This window comes from Streptomyces sp. NPDC002577 (genome assembly GCF_053594815.1).
In genome coordinates this window covers 33,922-57,194 of sequence record NZ_JBSFWK010000048.1, presented here as the reverse complement: position 1 = coordinate 57,194, position 23,273 = coordinate 33,922, and the positions used below count along the sequence as shown (strand labels likewise).

Here is a 23,273-nt window from a genome sequence, read left to right as displayed (position 1 = left end):
GGTTGAGCAAGAAGCAGTCAAAGTCAGACCAAGATCCTTCTTTCCCCCTGTGCACGGCATGTCCACGACGTGCAGGATCAGCGCGTTTCTGTGACCTTCCTGAGCCCGGGAGTCAAAGCCGTGCGCGCTCGGCCTTTCCGCAGTTTCCGCCTCACCCGTGGCGTCCGCCCCACCGGTCGCGTTCGCCGGGTGCGGCGCGGCATCGCGTTTCTCGTCCTGACCGCGCTGGCGGTGATGCTGACGACCCAGCAGGCCATGGCCGACGGGGCCGAGTTGGACGCGATCTCGCTGCCGAGCCTCACCTCGCTGTCGTCCTGGTTCAAGGACCCGCGATGGGGCAAGCTGCCGCACCAGCAGTCCGGGACCGCGGCCGGGCACAAGCACTATGTGTCCGCGAAGGCCACCCAGGCCCACCAAGGGCGCGGCCACGCCCCGGGCAAGGGGCGCGGCGAGCTCGCCGCCTACCACGCGCACAAGCCGGCCGTCGCCCGCGGCAAGAGCCAGGGCGCTGTCGGCTTCAACGCCAAGACCAGCAAGCGGAACGCGGCCAAGTCGTCCCGTACGGACACCGTCTTCGACAACGCCGACGGCACGACGACCCGGGACATATCCCCGACACCGGTCAACTACCAGGTGAGAAAGGGAAAATGGGCGCCGATCGATGTCGACGTGCGGGCCGGGCCGGACGGCCGCTGGCAGGAGAAGGCCAACTCCCTCGACGTCGACTTCGCCCGCACGGCCGATGACCCCGCCCTCGTCTCCTTCGGCGTCGACGGCAAGCACTCCGTCGCGTACGGCCTGCAGGGTGCCGCATCCGTCAAGGGAACGGCCGACGGCTCCACCGTCACGTACCAGAACGTCCTGGACGCGACCGATCTCGAGCTCTCTCCCACCGCCATCGGGCTGAAGGAAGCGATCGTCCTGCACTCGGCGGACGCCGGGAACAGCTGGACCTTCCCCCTCGCCCTCAAGGGCCTCACCCCCGTCCTGACCAAGAACGGGTCGATCGCCCTGCGCAACGCCGCCGGCAAGACCGTCGAGCGCATTCCCGCCGCGTACGCCTTCGACTCGAAGGTGAACAAGCGCTCCGGTGACCCGGCGACCACCTACGACGTCACGTACAAGCTGCTGCACGACAAGAACAGCAAGAGCGGCTACGCGCTCAAGGTGACCCTCGACGACAGCTGGCTGCACGACCCGCGCCGCGTCTTCCCGGTCACCGTGGACCCGACCGTCGACGACGGCTGGCTGACCACCTACGTCGAGTCGCCCGACGTCCAGGACCATTCCTTCGAGCAGACCATCAAGGCCGGCTCCTACGACTCCGGTACGCACAAGGCGATCGGCTTCTCCAACCACTGGGACACCGCCTGGGACGGCAGCAACGCCACCGTCACCGAGTCGCACCTGGACATCTTCGACACCTGGGCCTCCACCTGCACCCCGGAGCGGTTCGATGTCGCCCTGGTGACCCAGGCGTGGACGCCGGAGTCCGTCACGACCTACCCGGGCCCCTCGCACGGTGCCTCGATCGGCAATGTGACGCCGAGCGTGCCCAACGCCTGTGCGAACACCGCCGCCGACCGCCAGGTCGGCGACTGGATACAGGTCCCGCTGTCCACCTCCGCCATCCAGGGCTGGTTCAGCGGCACCACCCCCGACTACGGCCTCGCCGTCTACGCGGCGACCACCGACAACCTGCACTGGAAGCAGTTCGGCTCCTTCAACGACCCGGCCGACGGCCCGCACATCCTGGTCACGTACACGGGCAACACGGCGCCGCAGCTGTACGAGCAGTTCCCGAGCGACAACGCGGTCGTGAATACCACCCAGCCCGAGCTGACCGCCTGGGCCGGCGGTGCCAACTCGACGAGCGGCAGCACCGACCAGTACATCTTCAAGGTCTACGACAGCACGGGCACCAAGGTCGCCGACTCCGGCCTGCTCTCCACCGGCGACTGGACCGTCCCGTCGGGCAAGCTCGCCTGGAACAAGAGCTACACGTGGACCGTTCAGGCGTACGACGGCGGGCTGTACTCACCAGCGGACTCGTACGCGATGTCCGTCCAAGTACCCCAACCCGTGATCACGTCCGGGCTGTCGCAGAACAGCAGCGACCACGGCTTCGACGCCTCGATCGGCAACTACACGACCTCCGACACCGACGCGTCCATATCCACCGTCGGCCCGTCGCTGGACGTGGAGCGCGACTACAACTCCCGTGACCCGCGCTGGACCGGCGGGTTCGGCGCCGGCTGGTCGAGCATCTTCGACTCCCGCGCCACCGAGCAGTACACCGCGTCCGGCGCGGTCTCCAGCGTCAACGTCACCTACCCGGACGGCTCGCAGGTCGGCTACGGCAAGAACAGCGACGGCACCTTCACACCCGGCAACGGCCGCTTCGCCACCTTCAAGTCGGTCACCGGCGGCTACTCGCTGACCGACAAGGACGACACGGTCTACACCTTCACCCAGTCCCTGGGCTCCGGCGGCTACGGCCTCACCTCCGTCACCGACGCCAACGGCCGCTCCATCAACCTCACCTGGACCAGCGGCCATGTCACCAAGATCGCCTCGGCCGTCTCCGGTCGCTCCCTGAACCTGACCTGGTCCACGCCGAGCGGCGCGTCCGCCGCGCACGTCGCAACAGTCGTCACCGACCCGGTCACCCCCGGCGACTCGTCCACGGTCCAGACCTGGACGTACGGCTACACCGGCGACCAGCTGACGAAGGTGTGCTCGCCACTGTCCACGACGGCGTGCACCACGTACGGCTACACGAGTGGCTCGCAGTACAACAACGCCGCGCTCGACCTCGACCCGCACACGTTCTATCCGCTGTCGGAGACGTCGGGCACCACGGCGAAGGACACCGTCCTCGCCAACGAGGGCACCACCAACGCCACGTACGAGAACGTGACGCTGGGGCAGACCGGCCCGCTGACCGGCTCCTCCGCCAAGGCCGCCGGGTTCAACGGCACCTCGTCGGACATCTCGCTGCCCAAGAACCTCGGCAACGACACCGACTCGGGCGCGCTCTCCCTGTGGTTCAAGACCTCCGCGGGCCCAGGCGTCCTCTACTCGTACGCCTCGCAGCCGATCAGCTCCGGGCAGGCCGCCGGCTTCTACACGCCGTCGATCTACGTCGGTACGGACGGCAAGCTGAACGCCGAGTTCTGGTACAGCGGCGGTATCAACCCGATCGTGTCCTCCGCGTCCGTCGCCGACGGTCACTGGCACCACGTGGTGCTGTCGGCCGCGGGCAACTCGCAGTCGCTGTACCTGGACAACGTCAAGGTCGGTTCGCGCACCGGCACCGTCTCGATCAAGAGCGCGGACGCCTTCGGCAAGAACCAGTCCTTCAACTACCTCGGCACCGGCTTCCTCGGCGGCAACTGGCCCGACGAGCCGCACCAGAGCTCCACCGCGCCGGACGGCTACCCGACCTACTTCAACGGCTCCATCGCGGACGTCGGCTGGTACAGCCGCCCGCTGGTCGCGGCCGACGTCAACTCCCTCTACCAGTACGGCACGCACTCCGCGAGCCTGCTGACCTCCATCAAGCGGCCCTCCGGCAAGACGTACGCGGCCATGACGTACGACACGGCCACCACCACGCTCACCCAGCTCACCGACGAGAACGGCGGCGTCTGGGGTCTCGCCGCGCCCACGGTCGCCGGGTCCAGCCAGACCTACCGCGGCGCGGTCCTCGGCGCCGCCCCCTCCGCGTACTTCCGGCTCGGCGAGGCGGCGGGCGCGAGCACGGCCGTCGACGAGGTCCGCGGCGGCAGCGGCACGTACAACGCAGTGACCCTCGGCGTCACCGGGCCGTTCAGCGACCAGAAGGCCGCGTCGTTCGACGGCAGCACGTCGTATGTCGAGGTGCCCACCTCCGCGCTGCACGCCACCAACGACCGCAGCGTCGAAGCGTGGTTCAAGACCGCGTCCCAGGGCGTGATCATCGGCGACCAGTCCGTCGCCATCGGCGGCGCGACCGCCGCGTCCGGCAACTGGGCCCCTCTGCTGTACGTCGGCAGCGACAACAAGCTGCACGGCCACTTCTACGCCGGAAGCGGCTCCGCCAGCGCGACGTTCGGCTCGACCGGCACGGTCACCGACAACGCCTGGCACCATGCGGCGCTCACGGTCTCCGGCAGCACCCAGACCCTGTACCTGGACGGCGTCCAGCAGGCCACCTACTCGGGTGCGCCCAACGACCAGGCCAACAGTCACCTCTACATAGGCGCCGGTTTCGCGAAGGGCTGGGTGAACTCGCCCGCCGACGTCAGCCACTTCACGGGCTCCATCGCCGACGTCGCCTTCTACCACTCAGGGCTCACCGCACAGGACGTCAGCGCCCACATGGAGGCGGCGAAGAACTCCACGGGCCTGCTCCCGGTCGAGACGGTCAGGGTGACCTCGCCGACCAACGCGACCTGGACCTACACGTACGACGTCACCAACGGCAACCGCGCGCTGACCGAGACCGACGGCCTCGGCAACAAGACCAGCTTCGGCTACGACACCGGCGGCTTCGAGCACACGGTCACCGACCCCAACGGCGCCATGACGATCACCGGTCATGACGTGCGCGGCAACGTGGTCTCCTCGACCGCCTGCCAGGACCAGGCCGCGAACAAGTGCCCGACCGAGTACTACACGTACTACCCGGACGACACCACGGCCCAGCTGACCACCGCGGACCCGCGCAACGACCAGCTGCTGACCGAGCGCGACGGCCGCTCGACGTCCGCTTCCGACAACACCTACCTGACGTCGTACACCTACGACTCGGCGGGCAACCAGACCGCGATCACCGGTCCGGCGGTGCCCGGCTTCTCGAACGGCCGCACCACCACGACCGTCTACAGCGACGGCACCAGCACCTACCCGTCCGCCAACGGCGGAGTGGTGCCCAAGGGCCTGCCCGTGAAGACGATCAGCCCCGGCGGCGCGGTCAACACGGTGTCGTACCTCTCCAACGGCGACGTCGCGTCGACCACCGACGCCATCGGCCTGGTCACGTCGTACACGTACGACGGTCTCGGCCAGGTGCTGAGCCAGAAGGTCGTCTCGGACACCTATCCGAACGGCCTGACCACGACGTACAAGTACGACGCGGGCGGCCAGGTCATCGAGGAGCACGACCCGCAGCTCACCGACCGCGTCACCGGCGCCACGCACGCCGCCGTCACCACCACCGTCTACGACGACGACGGCGACGTCACCTCGCAGACCGTCGCCGACGCGAGCGGCGGCGACCAGTCCCGCACCGAGACGCAGACCTACGACGCCTACGACCACGTGCTGACCGAGTCGGACGCCAACGCCGCGGCGGGCGCGTCCAACGGCAACACCACGACGTACACGTACGACACCTCCGGCAACAAGACCAAGGAAGTGACGTCGGCGGGCGTCGACACCCGCTACACGTACGACGACAACGGCAATCTGCTGACGCAGGGCCTGATGTACACGGGTGACCCGGTCAACCCGCAGACGGCGACCCTGCTCACCGAGTCGTCGCGCGCCTACGACCCGTCCGGGCGCCTCGCGTCGGTGACGGACGCGATGGGCAACAAGACGTCCTACACCTACACCGACGACGGCCTGACCGCCTCGGTGAAGAAGACCAGCGCCGACAGCAGCAGCACATACACGCTGGAGTCGGACACCTACGACGGCGCCGGCAACCTGCTCACGTCCACCACCGACAACGGCGAGACCGTCACCAACTACCAGGTGGACGCGGCCTCCCGGACCACCTCCACCACGGTCGACCCGACCGGCGTCGACCGCGTCACGACCGTCTCGTACACGCCGGACGACGAGATCGCGACCGAGAACGACCACGACTCCTCGGGCTGGGACCGCACCACCACCAGCACGTACGACGACATGGGCAACGTGCTCAGCGAGACGCTGTACGGGGACGCCTCCGGGCACCCGGCGGGCTGGTGGAAGCTCAACCAGACCTCCGGCACGAACGTCACCGACGCGTCCGGCACCGGCAACACCGCCACCGCCGGATCGGGCGTGACCTGGGCGGACGACGCGGCCAAGTTCAACGGGACCAGCACCGGCACAGGCGATGTCATTGCCACCGGCAGCCCGGTCCTGGACACCACGGCCTCCTACACGGTCTCGGCCTGGGTCAACTTGGCCGACACCTCCACCTACCGCACCTTCGTCGCGCAGGGCGGCACCAACCGGGCCTCCTTCTACCTGCAGTACTCGAAGGCGGACAACGCGTACCGCTTCCACGCGGCGAGCTCGGACGTGGCCTCCCCGTCCGCGTTCTACGACGCCACGGCTGCCGGGGCGCCGACGCTGAACACCTGGACCCACCTGGTGGGCGTCTTCGACGCCACGACCGGCTCGATGAAGCTGTACGTCAACGGCGCACAGGCGGGGTCGACCACCGACACCTCGCCGTGGACCGGCACCGGACCGCTGTCCATCGGCGGCACCAAGACCGCCGGCGGCACCACCAGCGACGTGGTCAACGGCGAGGTCGACAACGTCCAGACCTACCAGCGGGCCCTCACCGCATCCGAGGTCTCGTCCCTCTACGGCAAGGGCCGCAGCGGCGGCACCGTCGGCTCCTCCGACGAGCAGACCACCAAGTACACGTACGACAAGCAGGGCCTGCAGACGTCCATGACGGACGCCGAGAACAACACGACCACCTACGCCTACGACGAGGCGGGCAACCTCGCGGTCACCACCGCGCCCGCCGTCCAGGCCGAGGCGGACGGCACGAACCCGGCGACCGTGCACCCCGTCACCACCAGCGGCTTCAACACCTTCGGCGAGGCCGTCGAGGAGCAGGACCCGAACGGCCTGACGACGACCACGGCGTACGACGCGAACGGCGACAAGGTCTCCGAGACGCTGCCGTCGTACACCCCGGTGGGCGGCTCGTCGCCCAACGCGGGCACCACCGTGTGGACGTACGACAGCGAGGGCAACCAGACCTCCGAGACGACCCCCGGCGGCGAGACGACCTCGTCCCTGTACGACCAGATGGGCAACGTCGCCCAGATCACGGCGCCGGACGGCACGAAGACGCACGCCACCTACGACACGAACGGCGACCAGCTGTCGGCGACGGACGCCATGGGTGCCGCAAGCCAGGCCACGTACGACTACCTGGGCCGGCAGCTGACCTCCACGACGCTGGAGCGCTACCCGTCGACGAAGACGCTGACGACGACGAACTCGTACGCCGTCACCACCGGCAACGCGTACGGCGCGCACGTCGCGTCGACCACGTCGCCGGGCGGGGTGACCTCCTCCTACGGCTACAACCGGGCCGGCGACGTCACCTCGGTGACGGACGGCGCGGGCAACACCACCCACTACACGTACGACTTCCAGGGCAACCAGCAGAAGACGATCCTGCCGGACAACACCTGGACCGAGACGGACTACAACGCCGCGGGCGACCCGACGTACACGAAGCAGTACGACGCGAACAACAACCTGCTCACGCAGACCTCGCAGACGTACGACGGCGTGGGCAACCTGACCGCGGCGACCGACGCGAACGGCCACACCACGCGCTGGACGTACGACGCGGCGGGCACGATCACGCAGGAGGTCGAGCCGGTCGACGCCTCGACGTCGATCACCTCGACGTTCGGTTACGACGCGGCGGGCAACCGCACCCGGTTCACCGACGGCCGCGGCAACTCCTTGCGCTACACGTACACGCCGTGGGGCCAGCAGGAGAAGGTGATCGAGCCGACGACGTCCACGTACACGTCGGCGGCCGACTCCACCACGACCTTCGCGTACGACGCGGACGGCCAGCCCACCACGGTCACCCAGCCCGGCGGCGTCACGACGACGATGACGTACGACGCCAACGGCCAGCTGAAGACCATGTCGGGTGCGGGCGCGGAGGCGGCGACCGCGAAGCGGAGCTTCAGCTACGACGCGGACGGCCGGGTCCTGTCGGCGGACACGGACGTGGCGGGCACCGCGGGCCAGAACGACTACCAGGCCGCCACGCACGACGCGTTCACCTACGACGACCGGGGCGATGTGCTCACGGCGTCGGGTGCGGCGGGTTCGTCGAGCTTCACGTACAACGACGACGGCTCGATGCTGACGCGCGCGGACGCGGCGGGCACTACATCGTACGGCTACGACACGGCGGGCCGCCTGTCCTCGCTGAACGACGCGGCGACCGGCACCCAGCTCACCTACACCTACGACCAGCTGAACGACCTGAAGACCGTCAAGTACGGCTCGACCGGCCAGACCCGCACCTTCTCCTACAACAGCGCGCACGAGCTGACCGGCGACACCCTGGTGCAGGGCGCCTCGACGCTGGCGAGCTTCGCGTACGGCTACGACAACAACGGCAACCTGACGTCGAAGACGACGACGGGTGTGTCCGGGGCCTCGTCGAACACGTACACGTACGACTGGTCGGACCGTCTGACCTCGTGGAACAACGGCTCGACGACCACGCAGTACGCGTACGACGCGTCGGGCAACCGGATCCGGAACGGCTCGGACGTGTACACGTACGACGCCCGGGACCAGCTGACGTCGGACGGCACGAACACGTACTCGTACTCGGCGCGCGGCACGATGACGCAGGAGTCGTCGGCGAGCGGCTCGATGGCGCTCAAGACGGACGCGTTCGGTAACCAGATCGTGGCCGGCAGCCAGTCCTACACGCTGGACGCCCTCGGCCGGAACATCACGGACACGGACACGGGCGCGCAGTCCACGCGTACCTTCGCCTACTCGGGTGCGGACAACACGATCGCCTCGGACGGCGACAACACCTACACGTACGACCCGGCGGGCGGCGTCATCGGCATCAAGCCGGGCGGCGGCAGCGCGGTCCTGGCCCTGACGGACCAGCACAGCGATGTGGTGGGGACGTTCACGTCGGGTGCGACGGGTCTTACGGGTTCGGCGTCGTACGACCCGCTGGGCAAGGTGCTCTCGACGAGTTCCATGACCGGTCACCTGGGCTTCCAGTCGGGGTGGACGGAGCCGGGCTCGGGTGATGTGGGGACGGCGTCGCGCTGGTACAACCCGGGCACGGGGCAGTTCCTGAACAAGGACAGCGTGTCGCTGGACGCGGTGCCCAACTCGGTGGCGGCGAACCCGTTCGCGTATGTCGACGACAACCCGATGGCGGGCACGGACGAGTCGGGCAACTGCTCCTGGTACGACGTGGTGTGCGGCGCGAAGAAGGTCGCGCACAAGGTCTCGCACGCTGTGCGGCATGTGGCGCACAAGGTGTACCACGCGGTCAAGCACGTGGCGCACCGCGTGGTCCACGCGGTCAAGCACGCGGCGCACAAGATCGCGCACCGGGTGCGGGATGTGTACCGGGCGACGGTGCGGGTGACGCGGCGCGTCTACCACTACGCGGTACGGCATGTGAGACGGGCGTATCGCGCGGCGGTCCATGCGGTGCATTCCGCGTATCACAAGGTCTCGCGTGTGGTGCACCGGGTGGTGCATGCGGTCAAGCACGCGGCCCACAAGATCGCGCACGGGCTGAAGAAGGCCGCGCATGCGGTCGCCCATGCGGCGAGGACGGCGTACCACGCGACGGTCAGCGCGGCGAAGACGGCGGCGAAGTTCGTCAAGCACCACGCCGCGGCGATCACCTCGTTCGTGGTCTCGACGGCGGTGTTCGCCGGCTGTGAGGCGGCGACCTGGGGGGTTGGCACGATCGGCTGCGCGGCGCTTGCGGGCGCGGCGGGCTCCCTGGTGGAGCAGGGCTTCAAGTGCGCGCAGGACGGCGGGGACGACTGCAGCGTGGGGGCGTTCGCGGGGTCGGCGGTCACCGGGGCGGTCGCGGGCGCCGTGGGCGGCGCCCTGGGCAGCCTGGGCGGAAAGCTGCTGTCGAAGGCGGCGCCGAAGGCGATGGAAGCCGTGGGCGGCCTGTTCGGCAAGGGCGCCACGGAAGCCGGGGAGTCCGCGGCAGCCGATGCCACGGATGAGGCGGCTTCGACGGCGGAGTCGGAGGCTGCCGGGACACGGAGCCAGTCGAAATCGGGCGAAAGCTGCGAGGTCCACAGTTTCACTGGGGCCACCCGAGTCCTGATGGCCGACGGCACGACCAAGGCCATCGACCAGGTGCGGGTGGGTGACACGATCGCCAACTCGGTGCCCGGTGTGACAGGGACGGAGGCGCACAAGGTCACCGCAGTGATCGTTACGCACACGGACCACGACTTCGTGGACCTGACGATCGCGAAGGTGGCCAAGGCCGGGGCCAAGGGAGCGCTGAAGGACGGAGTGAAGGCTGGGGCGAAGTCCCTGGCCAAGAAGGCGGCGCGCAAGGCGGCGTTCGGCCTGGCGGCCTCGGCCGCAGTGCTCGGCGCACTGGGAGCGAGCGGCCACGGCCATGGCGACGCCCAGGAGCCGGCGACGGCTCCGGTCGCGGCTGTCAGCACCGCGTCGCCTGGTCAGGACGCGAAGGCGGCCGGCACGAGTGGCGGGGAGGCCGAGGGCGCGCGTTTGACGACGACGTTCCACCACCCGTTCTACGACGAGACCCAGGCGGCGTTCGTCGACGCCAAGGACCTCCACACCGGAGACGTCCTGCAGACCCCGACCGGCACGGCCGAGGTCACTGGTGTCCGCCGCTACCACGCGCACACCACGACCTACGACCTCACCATCGGCACCCTCCACACGTACTACGTCGAGGCCGGCGGCACCCCAGTCCTTGTCCACAATTGCAAGGAAGCGATTGCTGCAGGCCTCAAGTCGCGGGTCGATCAACTGCATGGCCTGCTCCCTGAGGGAGCACAGGGGCGCCGGTCGACGGCCATCATTCGCGCTATCGACCAGGATGGAAACACTCGGGATGTCGTGGGGTGGAGTGGTACCGCGAAGCGTGGCTTGGATCGTCTGATCAAAGAAGGACTCCAGGATGGCGAGGAGATGGCCGACAGGGTCGCAGGCGACGCAGAAACGAGCGCACTCAACCACATCCGGAGCAGGGGCTGGACACCAGTAGCAGGCGCCTCAAACAGGCCAGTATGTCCATGGTGTCAAAACGCGCTGTTCGATCCGTTCAGCAAGTCGGTCGGTCCTGCGCGATTGGTTGGGCCAAGTGATGGCACTGCTATCCTGGGTCGAATTAGATCTACCCCTGATGGCAGCAAGCTGACAGGGCAGAGCCAATTCGTCTGGGACTGAGGGGAATAGCGATGTTCGATCGAGGGCGTGCAGCTGCCGCCATTGAGGGTCTGACGCCCTTCGGTCGAGGCCAGTTGGCGACCCTTTGCCTTGTCCGGGCTGCCAATTTGATGGATGACAGCAGGATCGCGGACGAGTTCGCTTCCATGACCGAACTGATTCATGCAACTCAGGAATATTCGACCATGCGTGCAGAGGGTCGACAGGATTCTGGAGTACTCGACCCGTCGATTCTGGACGGTCGTGTACGTGATTTTCTTGGCCCTGACGAAGATCCTCACGAGGAGCTTCCTGGTTGGGGCGCCTGGGCTATGGACATCGTGTCTTTGGCTGACTACGTCCTGCGAACCTGGTGTGCCCCTTTGGACAGCGCGGAGAAGTCCTTCAACGTGTTGTTGGCTGCATATTCCATCGCAGGCTATTTGGAGGATGATTCCGACAGTCCGGATGTCCCCGCATTGGCAGAGGGAGAATTCCATCGACAGATGGAAGACGCTTCTCGTATTGCTGCGGGAGAGGAGTGGGCTGACCTGGTCGAGCCGTCGATCGACCTGGCGCGCATTTACGCTCAATGGGTGCGGCATGTGACGGTCTGACGGCTCTGACCACTGAAGTGGCGGCATGGCGTGCTGACCAGGCATCGTCGGCGCAGAAGGACAGCGTCTCGCTGGACGCGGTGCCCAATCGTGGTCCACGTGGTGAAGCACGCGGCCCACGGGTAGGGCAGCGCGGTGCGGCGCCTGATCGAGCAGCTGGTTTGCCTTTGAGGCCGCCGGTCAAGTTGCTGTAGCTGACCAGCTTCTGTCGTCAGGCGATCCGCTCTCCAAGGAGGAGGTGTTCAACCTCCGCATTGGTGCCGGGAGTGACGCGATGCATTACCACCCGGCACTGAAGGAGTGGATGAGGAACGGGTGAGCGGTTGTGTGAATCAGATCCACCCCTGATGGCAGAAAGCTGACTAAGTTGTCCAAAGATTCTCGCCATGGATTCGCTAGGTAGGAGCCTGGGATGTTCGAGGGAAGGGCCTGGGGTCTCTCATGTGGGCCGAGATAATCGAAGGCATTTCCCCGGAGGCTGCTGTGCACGGGGCCGAGGGGGGGAGGCGCTTGCAGAGATTGAGGCGGCTCTGGCGTGCAGCATCCCGAGTGATTTGCGCAACCTGCCTCTGGAGGTCGGAGGCGTATCCGGGCGCAACGGACTTCCTGTCGTCTGGGGAGCGCGGGAGATCCTTCGGGAGAACCTTGATCTGAGAGTGCCTCCCCAGGATTCTTGACCCTGAAGAGTTGAACGTGGATACGCTGAAGGTCGGGGGTGAAGGTATCCGTGGCCATGCGGAACAAAATTCTCCCTTCACGCTCTTCTGGTCGCCGATGGGATGATGGCTGATGACTCGGTATCGAGACTTCGCATTCCTTGAAAATGCCTCTGACTCAATCCTCTCACTGTTTAGCGCTGCTGCTGCCGAACGTGTGCTTGGCGTGTATATCTCGTTGAGTCCTGCCGAAGACGGCGAATGGGCTCGGGATGCCATGGATCTCGTCTGGTCGGCCATTGGCGGTGATGCTGATGTAGAGTCTTGCGCTGATGCCCTCGAGGTGCTCGAAGAGAACGAGGACGTCGATGAGGATGATGACGGAGATTGTGGGTTCATCGTGGCGCGTTCGCTTGACGTCGTTGGCCTCGCACTGTCCTGCGCTGTCCGGCCGGAATTCGCACAGGCTGACATGGCGGCCAACACGGTGGAGACCGTATTGGACTCACTGGATTTCATGTTGTCGGGGGAGCGCGTGGTTGTAACCAAACGTGGTGATGCACTGCCTTCACCGGGGGCGTTGCTTTCAAACGAACTGAGCGTGCACGACAGATTCTTCAGTGCATTGAGAAATGCACAGTTGGAGGTGGGCTCTCCGGCTGTGCCGGGCAGGGTCGTCGCCGAGGTGCGGGAAGCTGCGATGCGCGCAGGTGAAATTAATGCCCAAGCCGCTCAAGAGTTGGCTGCAGTCAAGGGGTGGAACCACGTGCCCTGAATCGGTATCAGGGTGACTGAGGTGTCACTCCTTCATGTCGAACCGCTCCGGGCGCTTGGTCCACTCCAGTTCGGTATGAGTCGGGCGAGTTCCCAGGAAGTCCTCGGGCAGCCGGAGGTTTCTTTCCGGAGGTCGGCCTGGGAGAGCCAGCCCGCGGACAGCTACCCAACCCTTGGCCTCACGCTCGAATTCGGCCCCGATGGTGCTCTGGAAGCCATTGAGGCGATGCCGCCTGCTCGTCCGGTTTTCGAGGATGTCGATTTGTTGGCGGGTTCGGGCCGAGACGTACTGCGTCTCCTGACTGAGCGGTCCTGCGCATTTGAATGGAGCCTTGGGGTCTACAACATTGAGACGGCTGGCATCAGTCTGTTCTCGTCGTCGGGCCCCAATCCCGAGGACTCGTTCGGCAGTGCTTCTGTATTCAGGCGCGGAGTCCCTGCGCCACCTGCGTTCTTCGGTGAAAGAACGGAGTTGTCGTCCGAACCGCTTGAGGTCCTGAACGACCGGATCGGGGACGCCCGTCTCGGGATGAGTCAGCGGAATATTCGTTCGATCTTTGGCGAAGGAATGGAGACGGTCCACTTCGGTTGGGCGACGGATATCTTTTTCTCGGGAATTGTCGCTCAATATGATGCGGAGCGGATCGTTCGCAGGCTCGTGGCAACCTCTCCGGCCCAGGTGTCGATCGGAGGTCGCATCGTTCTGGGAATTCCTTTCCGGGAATTCGTCGAACAAGTGAGAGTGACGGTACCCGATTGTGTAATTTCCGATTCCGCGGTCACAGTCGGAAGCGGTGGCCCGCAAGCCTCGATTTCCAGGGCTGGCGCAGATGATCTGCCGATTTCGGCAGTTTCGATCGGCTGCCTGCCGCCTGAACGTTGAGGAGCGGCTCACGCTTCCCGATCCTCGACCAAGCCGCAGGCGAAGGGAAATGACTCCAGGAACTCCCGCCGCCCCGGGTTCGGCTCAGCTTCGGCCAAGTCTCTGAGCGCCTCCAGGAACCGGCCGCGCTGGTCCGGTGGCAGTTGCTGCAGAACCCAGCCCACGCTCTCCATGATCTTCACCGCGGAGTCGGGATCCACCTCGTCGTCCCCGCAGCTCTCAAGAAACCAGACCACGTCGACGACCAGTCCGGCAAGGACGGGCACCAGCGGATCCATGGCAGTCATCCGCGCAACTTATCCGAACGCCACGACAGCAAGAACACCACCTTCGGCCGCGCGCGGTGGTGACAGGCACCGCCTCGCCGAGGCGACCAACGGACGAGGCGTCGTCCTCCTCGAGTGCCCCCGGTGACTCTCCGCCAGCCGGGAACCGTACCGTCCCTTGACGGGCGGGCGGCCGTGCTACCCACGAAGCAGCCCCGTACGCTCCGGAAGGCCGCGCGCAGCGGGGCGGCAGTGGATGACAGGTTCTCCTGTCAGTCTGCGGTCTAGTCCTCTTCTGGTATGGCGGTTGGCGGTTCGGGCGTCGCGATGACGTACGTCCCCTTTGCGGGCAGGGTCGCGACAAGCCCTCGCTTCCGCAGTTCCACGACGGCGCGACGCACGGTGCCGATGCTCACACCGTGCAACTCCGTCATGGCTCGTTCACCTGGTAGCGCGGCCCCCAGCGGCAACTTTCCGGACGCGATGTCAGCAGCGATGACGTCGGCGAGTTTCACGTACTCGTAGCGCGGGAGCTCACTCATGCTCCCACCGTGGCGCACTCCCACGCACTATGCAGGGCTGGGACGCGTCCGGCCGCGGTGGAGTGCATAGGGATTCAGAAGGGTGCAGGGGGACGCAGTTGCGGGTATCGTCGAAACGGGAAGACCCCGGCGAGGTGGACAGACCTCCCGGGGCATGGCCAACGCTGCGAAGGAGCGTCGACATGCACGACCTTATCCGCCGGCTCGCCAAATGGTTGGTGCTGGTGTTCTCTCCGGGGCCGGGGCGGCACCGCGCCGGTGCTCGCCCGGCTCACTCGGCTCCCGTCTGGCGGCTGGACACGACCCACTCCAACGCAATGTGCCTCCCCGCCCACCGGTCACCGTACGGAATCGATGGCCCCATCGACGGGGGCGCGACGGCGCTGGTGCGCCCGTATGTCGTCGTGCATGAGGAGGGGAGTGTGCGGCAGCGACGGCTTGCCCTGGTGCACGCTGACTGCCGGATCGACCTCGACCGGCACCTGATCGGCGCGCGGGAGGTGGCTGCCTGATGGATCCGGTCACCGCACTCCGCCTCTTGCCGTGGTCGTCGCCGGAAGGCAAGCCGTGTTTTCTCGTGTCGGGCAGTAGCGGGTACGTGTCCCGTCTGGCCGACGACGTGGAAGCTGCGCAGCTGGCCATGGGCGCGGATGTGCTTCGTCACGCCTGGAAGGTGCTGGACGACCCCATGTCGCCGTACGCCGAAGTGCGGTACGCGGGTGTCCGGCTTGCCGAGTGCCTGGGGGACGTTCTGCGGGTCGCCGAGTCACGCGGCATGCGCCTTCCCGCGCCGGACATCGAGGATGGTGGGGACGCCGAGAGCGACGACGCCGAGTCGGGAGCTCACGCATGAGCCGCGTGCCTCGTACCGGTATATGCGTCCGTACGATTGGGCAGGTCCGGATGGTGGCGTGATCTATGAGGCTTCTGCGTCACCGCCGACTGTAATGCCGCGTCCGGTCCTCCGGCTGCCCAAAGGGTGTACAGGGCTGGGTACTTGCGCAAACGCGCACCGATCACTGCTTCTTGCGCCGCGTTGTGACCGATCAGCCCACGTGACCTGCGGCGAGTAGACCCTCGCTTACAGCAGTGACCGTACTGAACCACTGGAGTGGGACTCAACAGCCCCCGCCTGCCCTCCGTTTCCCATGGCAGGCGGGGGTTCACCTCCGGATCCCGGACTGGCGGGCATCGAGCCGACGGGCGGCACGGGGGTTCTGGCCCTGACGCAGTCGCACTCAGGTGACGAGGGCGGAAGCTGTCCCGCACACCGGAGACGTCCTCCAGACCCCGACCGGCACGGCCGAGGTCACCGGTGTCCGCCTCTACCACGCGCACACCACGACGTACGACCTCACCATCGGCACCCTCCACACGTACTACGTGGAGGCGGGGAACACTCCGGTCCTCGTCCACAACGACGATGTTGAGTGTCCGCGCAGTCCTGGGCAGTTGTTGCGGGACGCTGAGGCGATCCATGACGCTGGGATCCGTAATCCTCAGAAGCCGCCCACCATTGGGAACAAGAAAGCAGATCAAGGAATTACTGTGGCCACAGGTCAACTGGGCGGGCGCTCCGTCTACACTGTGAGCAACAACGCGACCACTCCTGAGATGCGAGCCCTGGCGAAGAAGCTTGGGTACGAGCGCATCAACGGGATTGAACACACCGTGCCGGGTCTCCAGACAGATGCAGAGCAAATCGTGTTGAATGCAGTGGAGGATGGCACCCTGCCGGATGAAGGCATGATGGCAGCGTCGCGTCCGTTCTGCGGTCCTAATAGACAGGATTGCGCAGCGCGAGTGGCAAGCTTTCCAAAGATAAAAGGTTTTGAACAGGCGAGAATCTCTCCCTGGGAACGTTAAGGGATGATTGAATCTGGGCGGGTGCGGGTGGAGTAGTACCCGCCCAGAGTTGAATATTCGAGGCGCGACAAGAGGTAGCGATGCTGCTCTGGGATTATGAAAGCGAAGGCTGGGAATCGTCGATCTCTGGTATGTCAGAAGAGAGACGAAGAGATCTTTCCCTCAGCTGCATCGAAGCTACAGTGGAAAGCTTTCATCCCTCGTTTGAAGCATCTTTCCGCGCTCATACTGTCAACTTCATCAGGGCTGCCCTGAGAGACTTCAGAGTGAACTTGCAGGATCCTGGCTCCAGTGTCGCAGTTCGGGATGAAGAGGAATTCTTCGACAACCTCCATGCGCTGGTTGATCAAGACCCAGCGCCAGGCCTCGCTGCGCTCGTAATGGCCGTGTCCGAGTATGCGGATTGCCTGCGAAATCGCCCACTGGGCAGCCGGGAGGTCCTTGGCGTTCTGTCGTCTTGCTATGAGGCCGCCCTCAACGAGGAGCGCATTCCAAGAGTCACCCCTGACGCTGAACGTGAAAATGAAAACTGTCGACGTGCTCTTGAAATGCAGCGCGAAATGGTGATGAATTTCGCCGGGCAGTGACAAGCTGCCGGGGCGGTAAGTGTTCAGGGTAATCCGCATGCGGTGTCATGGGCGAGTACTTAACCATGCCTGAGGTGTCGTTCTTTCATATTGAACCGTTCCGGGCATTCGGTCCGCTCTGGTTTGGTATGAGTCGGGCGAGTTGCCAGGGGGTCCTCGGGCAGCCGGGGGTTTCTTTCCGCAGGTCGGCCTGGGAGGGGCAGCTCACGGACAGCTACCCAACCCTTGGCCTCACGCTCGAATTCGGCGCCGATGGCACGCAGGAAGCCTTGCGGAGTCCCTGCGAAACCGTCCGTTGGGTTGGCGACAGCACAGAGCGGGAGAAGTCCGGGGTGGGGAGTGCGGGGCGTCCGGGCTACTGCCAGAAGCACTCGTCGATCACGATCTGCGGATCGGTGGTGCGGGGTACGAAGTGGTACCGCAGCCATCCGCGTCCGTGGTCGAAGTAGAGAACGTGCTCACCGCCGGGGCGGGTGGACTGGACGGGTTCGACGCTCATTCCGGCTGGTAGATCGCGGTCGCTGTCGATGCCCCGGAAGTACGGGTCTTTCGCGGTGACGAGCTCCACGCGTGCGGCGTCGACCAGCGCACGGGCCTGGGTGGGAAGGGCGTTCCTGTTGTCGTCGGCTTCCTTCGTCCAGTCGGCTTGCCAGGGTGGCCCCATGAATTCGCTTGTCACTGGCCGGGCTCCGTCTTCGCGGCCGTACGGCGGATGCGGCCGGCCTCTTCGATGAGGGCTTTCGCACGGGCGTAGTCGGATTCCTGGGCGGCCTCGTCCTCCAAATGGTGGACCCTGGCTTCGAGCTGTGGGTCACGGGCGAGGGCGTATTCGCTCCACCAGCGGGCCATGAAGGCGGGGACGGGAGCGAGGTCGTAGGCGTCTGCGATGTCCCGTCGCCAGTGCCGGTCGAAGTCGACGAGGAGCTTCGGCGCGTACTGGGCGATGGCGGCGCGGAGCGCCTTCGGGTTCCTCTCGGGCATCGGGGGAACGGATGTCCCGCCCCCGAGGGGTGCGGTGGTCATGAGCGGCGGGTTCCTCTCTGCGGCGCGGATCGGTCAGGCTGCGGCGGGGAGCGAGGGGGTTACGGGGCCATCTGCCTCGGGATACGGCTCCGCTTCCCTGGCTCGGCTCTTTCGCACCGCGGCGCGGATCTTGGCGACGCGGTCGCGTTTGACTCCGAGCAGTCGCGCGACGTGTTCGACGCGGCCGTACGGGATGGGGTTGGCCGGAGTCCTCGTGGTGGCGGCATAGACGAGCTCGGCGAGCCTTTCCCGCTCCTGCCGCATCGTCTCTTCCGCCTGGCGGATGACCTCCTGCTGGCGTGCGATGGCGATCAGTGTCGGCGTCCTCAGGTCTTCCTGGTACCGCGCGTCCTCAGCGCTCATGCGGCCGAGCATGACACAAGATAATCGCGCCTAACAATTGATTCTGCCGGTATGCACTCTGGCGTGGAGGGCCGTGAGGCAATCCGCGGCCCGACGGCCACAGGTGACAGGTGACAGGTGACAGGTGACAGGTGGCCCGTGTTTGACACCCCGCCGCTGTGATCGGACAACACCGGTCACGCGGCGACCGCCGGCGCTCGTACGGCGCGCACGCCGCGCCGACCATGCCTCGTCGATTTCGGGCCGGAGTGGTATAGCGGCTGTCCGCGCGAGTCGGCAAATCTGTGTGGGTCGTCTGTAATCCGCAGTCCATTCGCGCTGATGGCCGGCGGCAGAACCGAGTGGGTGAGGCGAAGGGTGCCTGAATGTCCAATGTGGTGACCGTCGAGGTCTGGGATCCCTCGTATCAGCACTCGAAGGTTCCTCTGTCGGACCTCGCGGACGTGTACCGATCGATTCCAGCGACCGCATCCCTCGGGCTGACACTGGACGATGGTGAGGGCGACTGTGTCATTGTGACTGTCGAGTCTGATTTCTCGACGGTCACGGCACTTCGGGAGCGGACGTTCTACAACCTCCAGATCTTCGGCGACTCCGAAGAGGTGGTGATAACCGCCGCCGGTGAGGAGATCACCTGGCCAAAAGGTTGTCTCCTGCCCCGGGAGACGGGCGTCCAAGTTCTGCTGGAGGCCGAGGACCGGGATGCGGTGTGGAATCGGTACACATGGGTCGAACAATGAGCCCCCGGCTTCCCGGGTTCCATGCGGGACGCTCGGCCGCCAGGCGGAGGCGCCCGGCGGTCTACGCCGACCCCGCAAGCCCTCAGCGAGTGACGGGCAGAACCGAAGTGAACCGCCGGCCGTCCCCGCGGTTCTGGACCGGGAATGTGAGCTTCAGGCCCTTCTCCTGGCCGGCGACGGTCAGATGCGTGACCACGGTGAGGCCGAGGAAACCATTCTTGGGTTCCGTGGCGGAGACGTAGGGGCGCGGCAGGTTCATCTGGAGCCGGCCCGGCCTGCCGCCGTTCGTGCCGTCGAAGAACAGCAGGCGCTGGTCGGTCATGACGATGTACATGGGGTGGGGGGTGACAGTCGCCATCACCGTTCCGGCGCTGAGTACGCCGACCACGGCCGCCGTGAGGGCCTGCTTGCGCACGGACACCGAACCGACGGCGGCCAGGGTGGTGAACTGGACCTGCTCGCCCTGTATCAGCAAGGGGGCCGCGGTCTCGAGCAGCTGGCGGTTGCGGCGGGGGTTGAGTGCCACGGTGGACTCCGGGGTTGGGCGACGGACAGGCGACGGACAGGGGACGGTGGGCGACGGGTCGTACGTGCCGACCCGCCGGACCGACCAGGCGGAGGCGGCAGGATAAACCAGGAACGCACGTGACCAGAGCGCGTCCCGAGCGGGTGGGGGGTGGTGCGAGGCGAGCCGCAACAGAAGTGCCCGAACCGCCGGGTTTCGTAGCACTTCGTGGGCGCGCAGCGGAGCGCATGGAGGTGCGGGGAGGCGAACACGCCCAGCCCCCCGACGCGGGCTCCCGTCCAGGCCGCTCCCGCGGTGCAGGTGCAGGGGCAGGTTCAGGGGCCGCTCGCTCGCGCAGTCAGTCTTCCACGCAAGGTGCAGGCCAGAAGCAAGCTCAGGGCAAGGCGGTGCCAAGTGAGCATCAAGGCAGGGTCAAGCACACCCAAACCAGCCCCAAGTCGAAGCCAAATCGACAGCCAGTGGCCCCACATGCCCCTTTATGTCCATCGCGTGGTCGCCTCGTCGCCACGGATAGCCGGTCATCTGTGCCATTTACCATCCGCTTCATGCCAACCGCCGCATCCCTGCCGCCCCCCGACTTCGAGCTCGCCTCGGCGTTCCCCGAGGCCGCCTGGCTGGAGCAGGCCGCCGCCGCGAACGACTGGGCCGCGGTTCGCCAGTACGTCGACGGGCTTCCGCACGGGACCAACCGGAGCTTCGCCTTCGGTGTGCTGGCCGACGTCCAGGGGGTGGAACACCCCCTGCGCGAACTCGTGGCCGCGGTACCGACCGACGTCTTCGCCCTGACGCTCCTCGGAACCCGTGAGGTACGCATCGGCTGGGAGATCAGGACGGAGGGCCGCGCCGAGAGCGTGAGCAGGGAGCAGTTCGCCCAGTTCCATGAGTACCTGCGGCGGGCCGAGCAACTGCTCATCCGGGCCACCGCCCTCGACCCGTCCCACGACGCGGCCTGGGCCGAGCGGCTCAACACCGCGCGGGGACTCCAGCTGGGGCAGAACGAGGCGCGGCGCCGATACGACCGGCTCGCCGCCTACCACCCGGCCCATTTCTCCGGCCAGGCACGCCTGTTGCAGCAGCTGTGTCCCAAATGGAGCGGCAGCTGGGAAGCGGCGCACGGGTTCGCCCGCGAGTGCATGCTGAACGCCCCCGAAGGCGCCCTGAACGGCGGACTGGTGGCCGAGGCGCACCTCGAGCACTGGCTCGACCTCCGCAACAAGGACAAGCGGGCCGAGTACCTGCGCCAGGCCTATGTCCGGTCCGAACTCATCGAGGCCGCCCAGCGGTCCGTGCTCCACCCGGCCTTCCAGCGCCCCTACGGGTGGGTCAGCGTCCAGGGCACCTTCGCCGCGCTCTTCTCCCTCATCGGGGACACGGAGAGCGCCGCCGTCCACTTCCGCGCCATGGGGAACCTGGCGTCCGAATTCCCCTGGAACTACCTCGGCGATCCCACGGAGGCCTTCACCAGACACCGTGCCGCCGCACTCGCGAGAGGCTGAACCATGAGCCAGACCATCCACTCCACCGAGGTGGACGGCATACCCACCCTCTTCGCGTACTCCGCGGGACCGATGCGCGCCGGGCTGGTCTTCCGCGTCGGCGTCGCCGACGAGACGCTGAGCCGGGCCGGAATCACGCACCTGGTGGAGCATCTGGCGCTGCACCGCCAGGGCCTGGCCGACTACCACTTCAACGGCGCGACCACGGCCGCGTTCACCCACTTCCATGTGGAGGGCGCCGAGCACGAGATCGTCGCCTACCTGGACGGCGTGTGCACCTCGCTGGCCGACCTGCCGATGGAGCGCCTGGAGACCGAGAAGGAGATCCTGCGCACCGAGGAGTCCCGTCGCGACCCCGGTCTGCTCCCGCTGTGGCGCTACGGGGCACAGGGCTACGGCCTGCCCAGTTATCCGGAGTGGGGCGTACGGCAGCTGCGCCCGGAGGACGTACGGCACTGGGCGGAGGCCTGGTTCACCCGGGACAACGCCGTGCTGTGGGTCGCCGGGGAACGGCTCCCGGCCGGGCTGACGCTCAAGCTGCCCGCCGGCGTCCGCCGCCCCATGCCGGCGGTCACCTCCGCCCTCTCCGAGAGCCCCGCCTACTTCTCGGACGGTACGGGCGGTGTGCTGCTGGACTGTGTGACGGCGGACACCACCGCGGCCCGGCTGTACTCGGGAGTCCTGGAGCGCGAGTTGTCGCGTGCGCTGCGCCAGGAGGGCGGCTACTCCTACACGGCCGCGACCTCCTACGAGTCGCGCCGGGACGGCTTCGCGATCGTCACGGCCTTCGCGGACGCCCTGCCCGCCAAGCAGGACGCGGTACTCGGCGGCTTCGTCGACGTCCTGGCGGGGCTCCAGGCCGGCCGGATCGAGCAGGCCGACCTGGAGGCGGTACGCACCCGCCGCGACGGGGCGCTGACGGCCCCCGACGGGGCGGTACGGCGGCTGCCCGGCGCGGCCGAGGACCTCCTCGCGCATCGGACGCTCCGCGGTACCGACGAACTGAGGGCCGAGCTATGGGCTGTGACACCGGCGCATCTGCACGCGGTCGCGCTCGAGGCCGCCGGGACGGCGCTGATGCAGGTGCCCTCGGGCCACAGGGCCGACTGGGCCGGGTACGCGGCGGCCCCGACCAGCTCCGCCCACACCGTCGCCGGGAAGCAGTTCCCCTCCGTACGCAAGGACGGTTCGGCGCTGGTCGTCGGGGACGAGGGGGTCAGCCTGACCACGGGGAAGCAGACGATCACGGTGCTCTACCGCGCGTGCGCCGCCGAGCTGAGCTGGCCCGACGGCGGGCGCCAACTCGTTGGCACCGACGGCCTGGCCGTACACGTGGAGCCGGCACTGTACGGGATCGACGCCCACACGATGGCGACCATCGACGCCGCGGTGCACCCGTCCGCCACCGTCTGGCTGCCGCCCCGGCAGACACCGCCGAAGGCCGACGCGGGAGCCACGGCCGGCGGCTCCGCGGCTGCTGCAGCAGGGGCGGCCCGGTCCGGACAGCCGGCGCGCCCGCGACGCACGGGCGCGCAGACGGCGGGGCTCGTCGTGTTCGGGGTGCTCGCGGGCCTCTGGTCCCTCGTCGCGGTCGCCTACACCGTCTTCGGCGCCACGGATCCGGAGACCACCACGGGCGAATGGGCCGGCCTGACCGTCTTCCTCTGGATCATCGCCGCCGGGCTGGCCTGGCCCGCCGTCCGGATCCAGCGGCGAACCCGGCGTACACCCGCGGGAGACGGCAGCTGACCACTGCGACACCCCTGGC

General features: G+C 67.0%; 17 protein-coding genes. 11 read left to right on the top strand and 6 right to left on the bottom strand.

What is annotated here, in order from left to right:
* Window positions 1-120 precede the first annotated feature (120 nt).
* The 4 genes from ACWD4J_RS36835 (at window position 121) to ACWD4J_RS36820 (ending at window position 14,096) form a co-directional block, all read left to right on the top strand.
* Window positions 121-11,187 carry a LamG-like jellyroll fold domain-containing protein gene (locus ACWD4J_RS36835; protein ID WP_451399881.1) on the top strand — a complete coding sequence of 3,689 codons (11,067 nt, stop codon included), beginning with the start codon at window positions 121-123 and terminating at the stop codon, window positions 11,185-11,187.
* 11 nt (window positions 11,188-11,198) lie between these two features.
* Complete coding sequence (locus ACWD4J_RS36830) at window positions 11,199-11,783, top strand: hypothetical protein (RefSeq protein WP_451399880.1); 585 nt, start codon at window positions 11,199-11,201, stop codon at window positions 11,781-11,783.
* 789 nt (window positions 11,784-12,572) lie between these two features.
* Complete coding sequence (locus ACWD4J_RS36825) at window positions 12,573-13,214, top strand: hypothetical protein (protein WP_451399879.1); 642 nt, start codon at window positions 12,573-12,575, stop codon at window positions 13,212-13,214.
* 21 nt (window positions 13,215-13,235) lie between these two features.
* A complete protein-coding gene (locus tag ACWD4J_RS36820; protein ID WP_451399878.1) occupies window positions 13,236-14,096 on the top strand; it encodes a hypothetical protein in 861 nt (286 codons plus the stop codon).
* Between the two features lie 8 nt (window positions 14,097-14,104).
* Here ACWD4J_RS36820 and ACWD4J_RS36815 read toward each other — a convergent pair whose 3' ends face one another.
* Window positions 14,105-14,374, bottom strand: a complete 270-nt coding sequence (locus ACWD4J_RS36815; protein ID WP_451399877.1) for a hypothetical protein — start codon at window positions 14,372-14,374, stop codon at window positions 14,105-14,107.
* A 272-nt stretch (window positions 14,375-14,646) separates the two neighbouring features.
* A complete protein-coding gene (locus ACWD4J_RS36810) occupies window positions 14,647-14,904 on the bottom strand; it encodes a GntR family transcriptional regulator (RefSeq protein ID WP_451399876.1) in 258 nt (85 codons plus the stop codon).
* Window positions 14,905-15,086: 182 nt separating this feature from the next.
* Here ACWD4J_RS36810 and ACWD4J_RS36805 point away from each other — a divergent pair, with 182 nt between their 5' ends.
* The 4 genes from ACWD4J_RS36805 (at window position 15,087) to ACWD4J_RS36790 (ending at window position 17,357) form a co-directional block, all read left to right on the top strand.
* Window positions 15,087-15,416: a hypothetical protein gene (locus ACWD4J_RS36805; protein WP_451399875.1), complete on the top strand. Its 330-nt coding sequence runs from the start codon at window positions 15,087-15,089 to the stop codon at window positions 15,414-15,416.
* An 86-nt stretch (window positions 15,417-15,502) separates the two neighbouring features.
* Window positions 15,503-15,757, top strand: coding sequence for a hypothetical protein (locus tag ACWD4J_RS36800; protein ID WP_451399874.1), 255 nt, complete (start codon window positions 15,503-15,505; stop codon window positions 15,755-15,757).
* Between the two features lie 389 nt (window positions 15,758-16,146).
* Window positions 16,147-16,770 (top strand): hypothetical protein, encoded by a 624-nt coding sequence (locus tag ACWD4J_RS36795; protein ID WP_451399873.1) that lies wholly within the window; start codon window positions 16,147-16,149, stop codon window positions 16,768-16,770.
* 80 nt (window positions 16,771-16,850) lie between these two features.
* Entirely contained in the window at window positions 16,851-17,357 is a 507-nt protein-coding gene (locus ACWD4J_RS36790; RefSeq protein ID WP_451399872.1) for a hypothetical protein, read from the top strand.
* A gap of 355 nt (window positions 17,358-17,712) precedes the next feature.
* On the opposite strand, the gene ACWD4J_RS36785 is transcribed toward ACWD4J_RS36790, so the two are convergent.
* The 3 genes from ACWD4J_RS36785 to ACWD4J_RS36775 are packed head-to-tail and all read right to left on the bottom strand — an operon-like array spanning window position 17,713 to window position 18,743.
* Entirely contained in the window at window positions 17,713-18,036 is a 324-nt protein-coding gene (locus tag ACWD4J_RS36785; RefSeq protein ID WP_451399871.1) for a hypothetical protein, read from the bottom strand.
* On the bottom strand, window positions 18,033-18,380 hold the full coding sequence (locus ACWD4J_RS36780; RefSeq protein WP_451399870.1) for a DUF6247 family protein: 348 nt from the start codon (window positions 18,378-18,380) through the stop codon (window positions 18,033-18,035). The genes ACWD4J_RS36785 and ACWD4J_RS36780 overlap by 4 nt, the downstream gene beginning before the upstream one ends.
* A gap of 33 nt (window positions 18,381-18,413) precedes the next feature.
* Window positions 18,414-18,743, bottom strand: coding sequence for a hypothetical protein (locus ACWD4J_RS36775; RefSeq protein ID WP_451399869.1), 330 nt, complete (start codon window positions 18,741-18,743; stop codon window positions 18,414-18,416).
* A gap of 365 nt (window positions 18,744-19,108) precedes the next feature.
* Here ACWD4J_RS36775 and ACWD4J_RS36770 point away from each other — a divergent pair, with 365 nt between their 5' ends.
* Window positions 19,109-19,483, top strand: coding sequence for a hypothetical protein (locus tag ACWD4J_RS36770; RefSeq protein ID WP_451399868.1), 375 nt, complete (start codon window positions 19,109-19,111; stop codon window positions 19,481-19,483).
* An 82-nt stretch (window positions 19,484-19,565) separates the two neighbouring features.
* On the opposite strand, the gene ACWD4J_RS36765 is transcribed toward ACWD4J_RS36770, so the two are convergent.
* Window positions 19,566-20,009 (bottom strand): hypothetical protein, encoded by a 444-nt coding sequence (locus ACWD4J_RS36765; RefSeq protein ID WP_451399867.1) that lies wholly within the window; start codon window positions 20,007-20,009, stop codon window positions 19,566-19,568.
* Between the two features lie 545 nt (window positions 20,010-20,554).
* On the opposite strand from ACWD4J_RS36765, the gene ACWD4J_RS36760 reads away from it, so the two are divergent.
* Window positions 20,555-21,505: a hypothetical protein gene (locus ACWD4J_RS36760; RefSeq protein WP_451399866.1), complete on the top strand. Its 951-nt coding sequence runs from the start codon at window positions 20,555-20,557 to the stop codon at window positions 21,503-21,505.
* A 3-nt stretch (window positions 21,506-21,508) separates the two neighbouring features.
* Window positions 21,509-23,254 carry an insulinase family protein gene (locus ACWD4J_RS36755; protein WP_451399865.1) on the top strand — a complete coding sequence of 582 codons (1,746 nt, stop codon included), beginning with the start codon at window positions 21,509-21,511 and terminating at the stop codon, window positions 23,252-23,254.
* Window positions 23,255-23,273: the final 19 nt, after the last annotated feature.

Bases quoted from the DNA above. Each gene is read 5' to 3' on its own strand.
- ACWD4J_RS36790 (WP_451399872.1), top strand. From the start codon at position 16,851: ATGCTGCTCTGGGATTATGAAAGCGAAGGCTGGGAATCGTCGATCTCT.
- ACWD4J_RS36755 (WP_451399865.1), top strand. From the start codon at position 21,509: ATGAGCCAGACCATCCACTCCACCGAGGTGGACGGCATACCCACCCTC.
- ACWD4J_RS36805 (WP_451399875.1), top strand. From the start codon at position 15,087: ATGCACGACCTTATCCGCCGGCTCGCCAAATGGTTGGTGCTGGTGTTC.
- ACWD4J_RS36810 (WP_451399876.1), bottom strand. From the start codon at position 14,904: ATGAGTGAGCTCCCGCGCTACGAGTACGTGAAACTCGCCGACGTCATC.
- ACWD4J_RS36830 (WP_451399880.1), top strand. From the start codon at position 11,199: ATGTTCGATCGAGGGCGTGCAGCTGCCGCCATTGAGGGTCTGACGCCC.
- ACWD4J_RS36825 (WP_451399879.1), top strand. From the start codon at position 12,573: ATGACTCGGTATCGAGACTTCGCATTCCTTGAAAATGCCTCTGACTCA.
- ACWD4J_RS36780 (WP_451399870.1), bottom strand. From the start codon at position 18,380: ATGACCACCGCACCCCTCGGGGGCGGGACATCCGTTCCCCCGATGCCC.
- ACWD4J_RS36815 (WP_451399877.1), bottom strand. From the start codon at position 14,374: ATGGATCCGCTGGTGCCCGTCCTTGCCGGACTGGTCGTCGACGTGGTC.
- ACWD4J_RS36770 (WP_451399868.1), top strand. From the start codon at position 19,109: ATGTCCAATGTGGTGACCGTCGAGGTCTGGGATCCCTCGTATCAGCAC.
- ACWD4J_RS36775 (WP_451399869.1), bottom strand. From the start codon at position 18,743: ATGAGCGCTGAGGACGCGCGGTACCAGGAAGACCTGAGGACGCCGACA.
- ACWD4J_RS36760 (WP_451399866.1), top strand. From the start codon at position 20,555: ATGCCAACCGCCGCATCCCTGCCGCCCCCCGACTTCGAGCTCGCCTCG.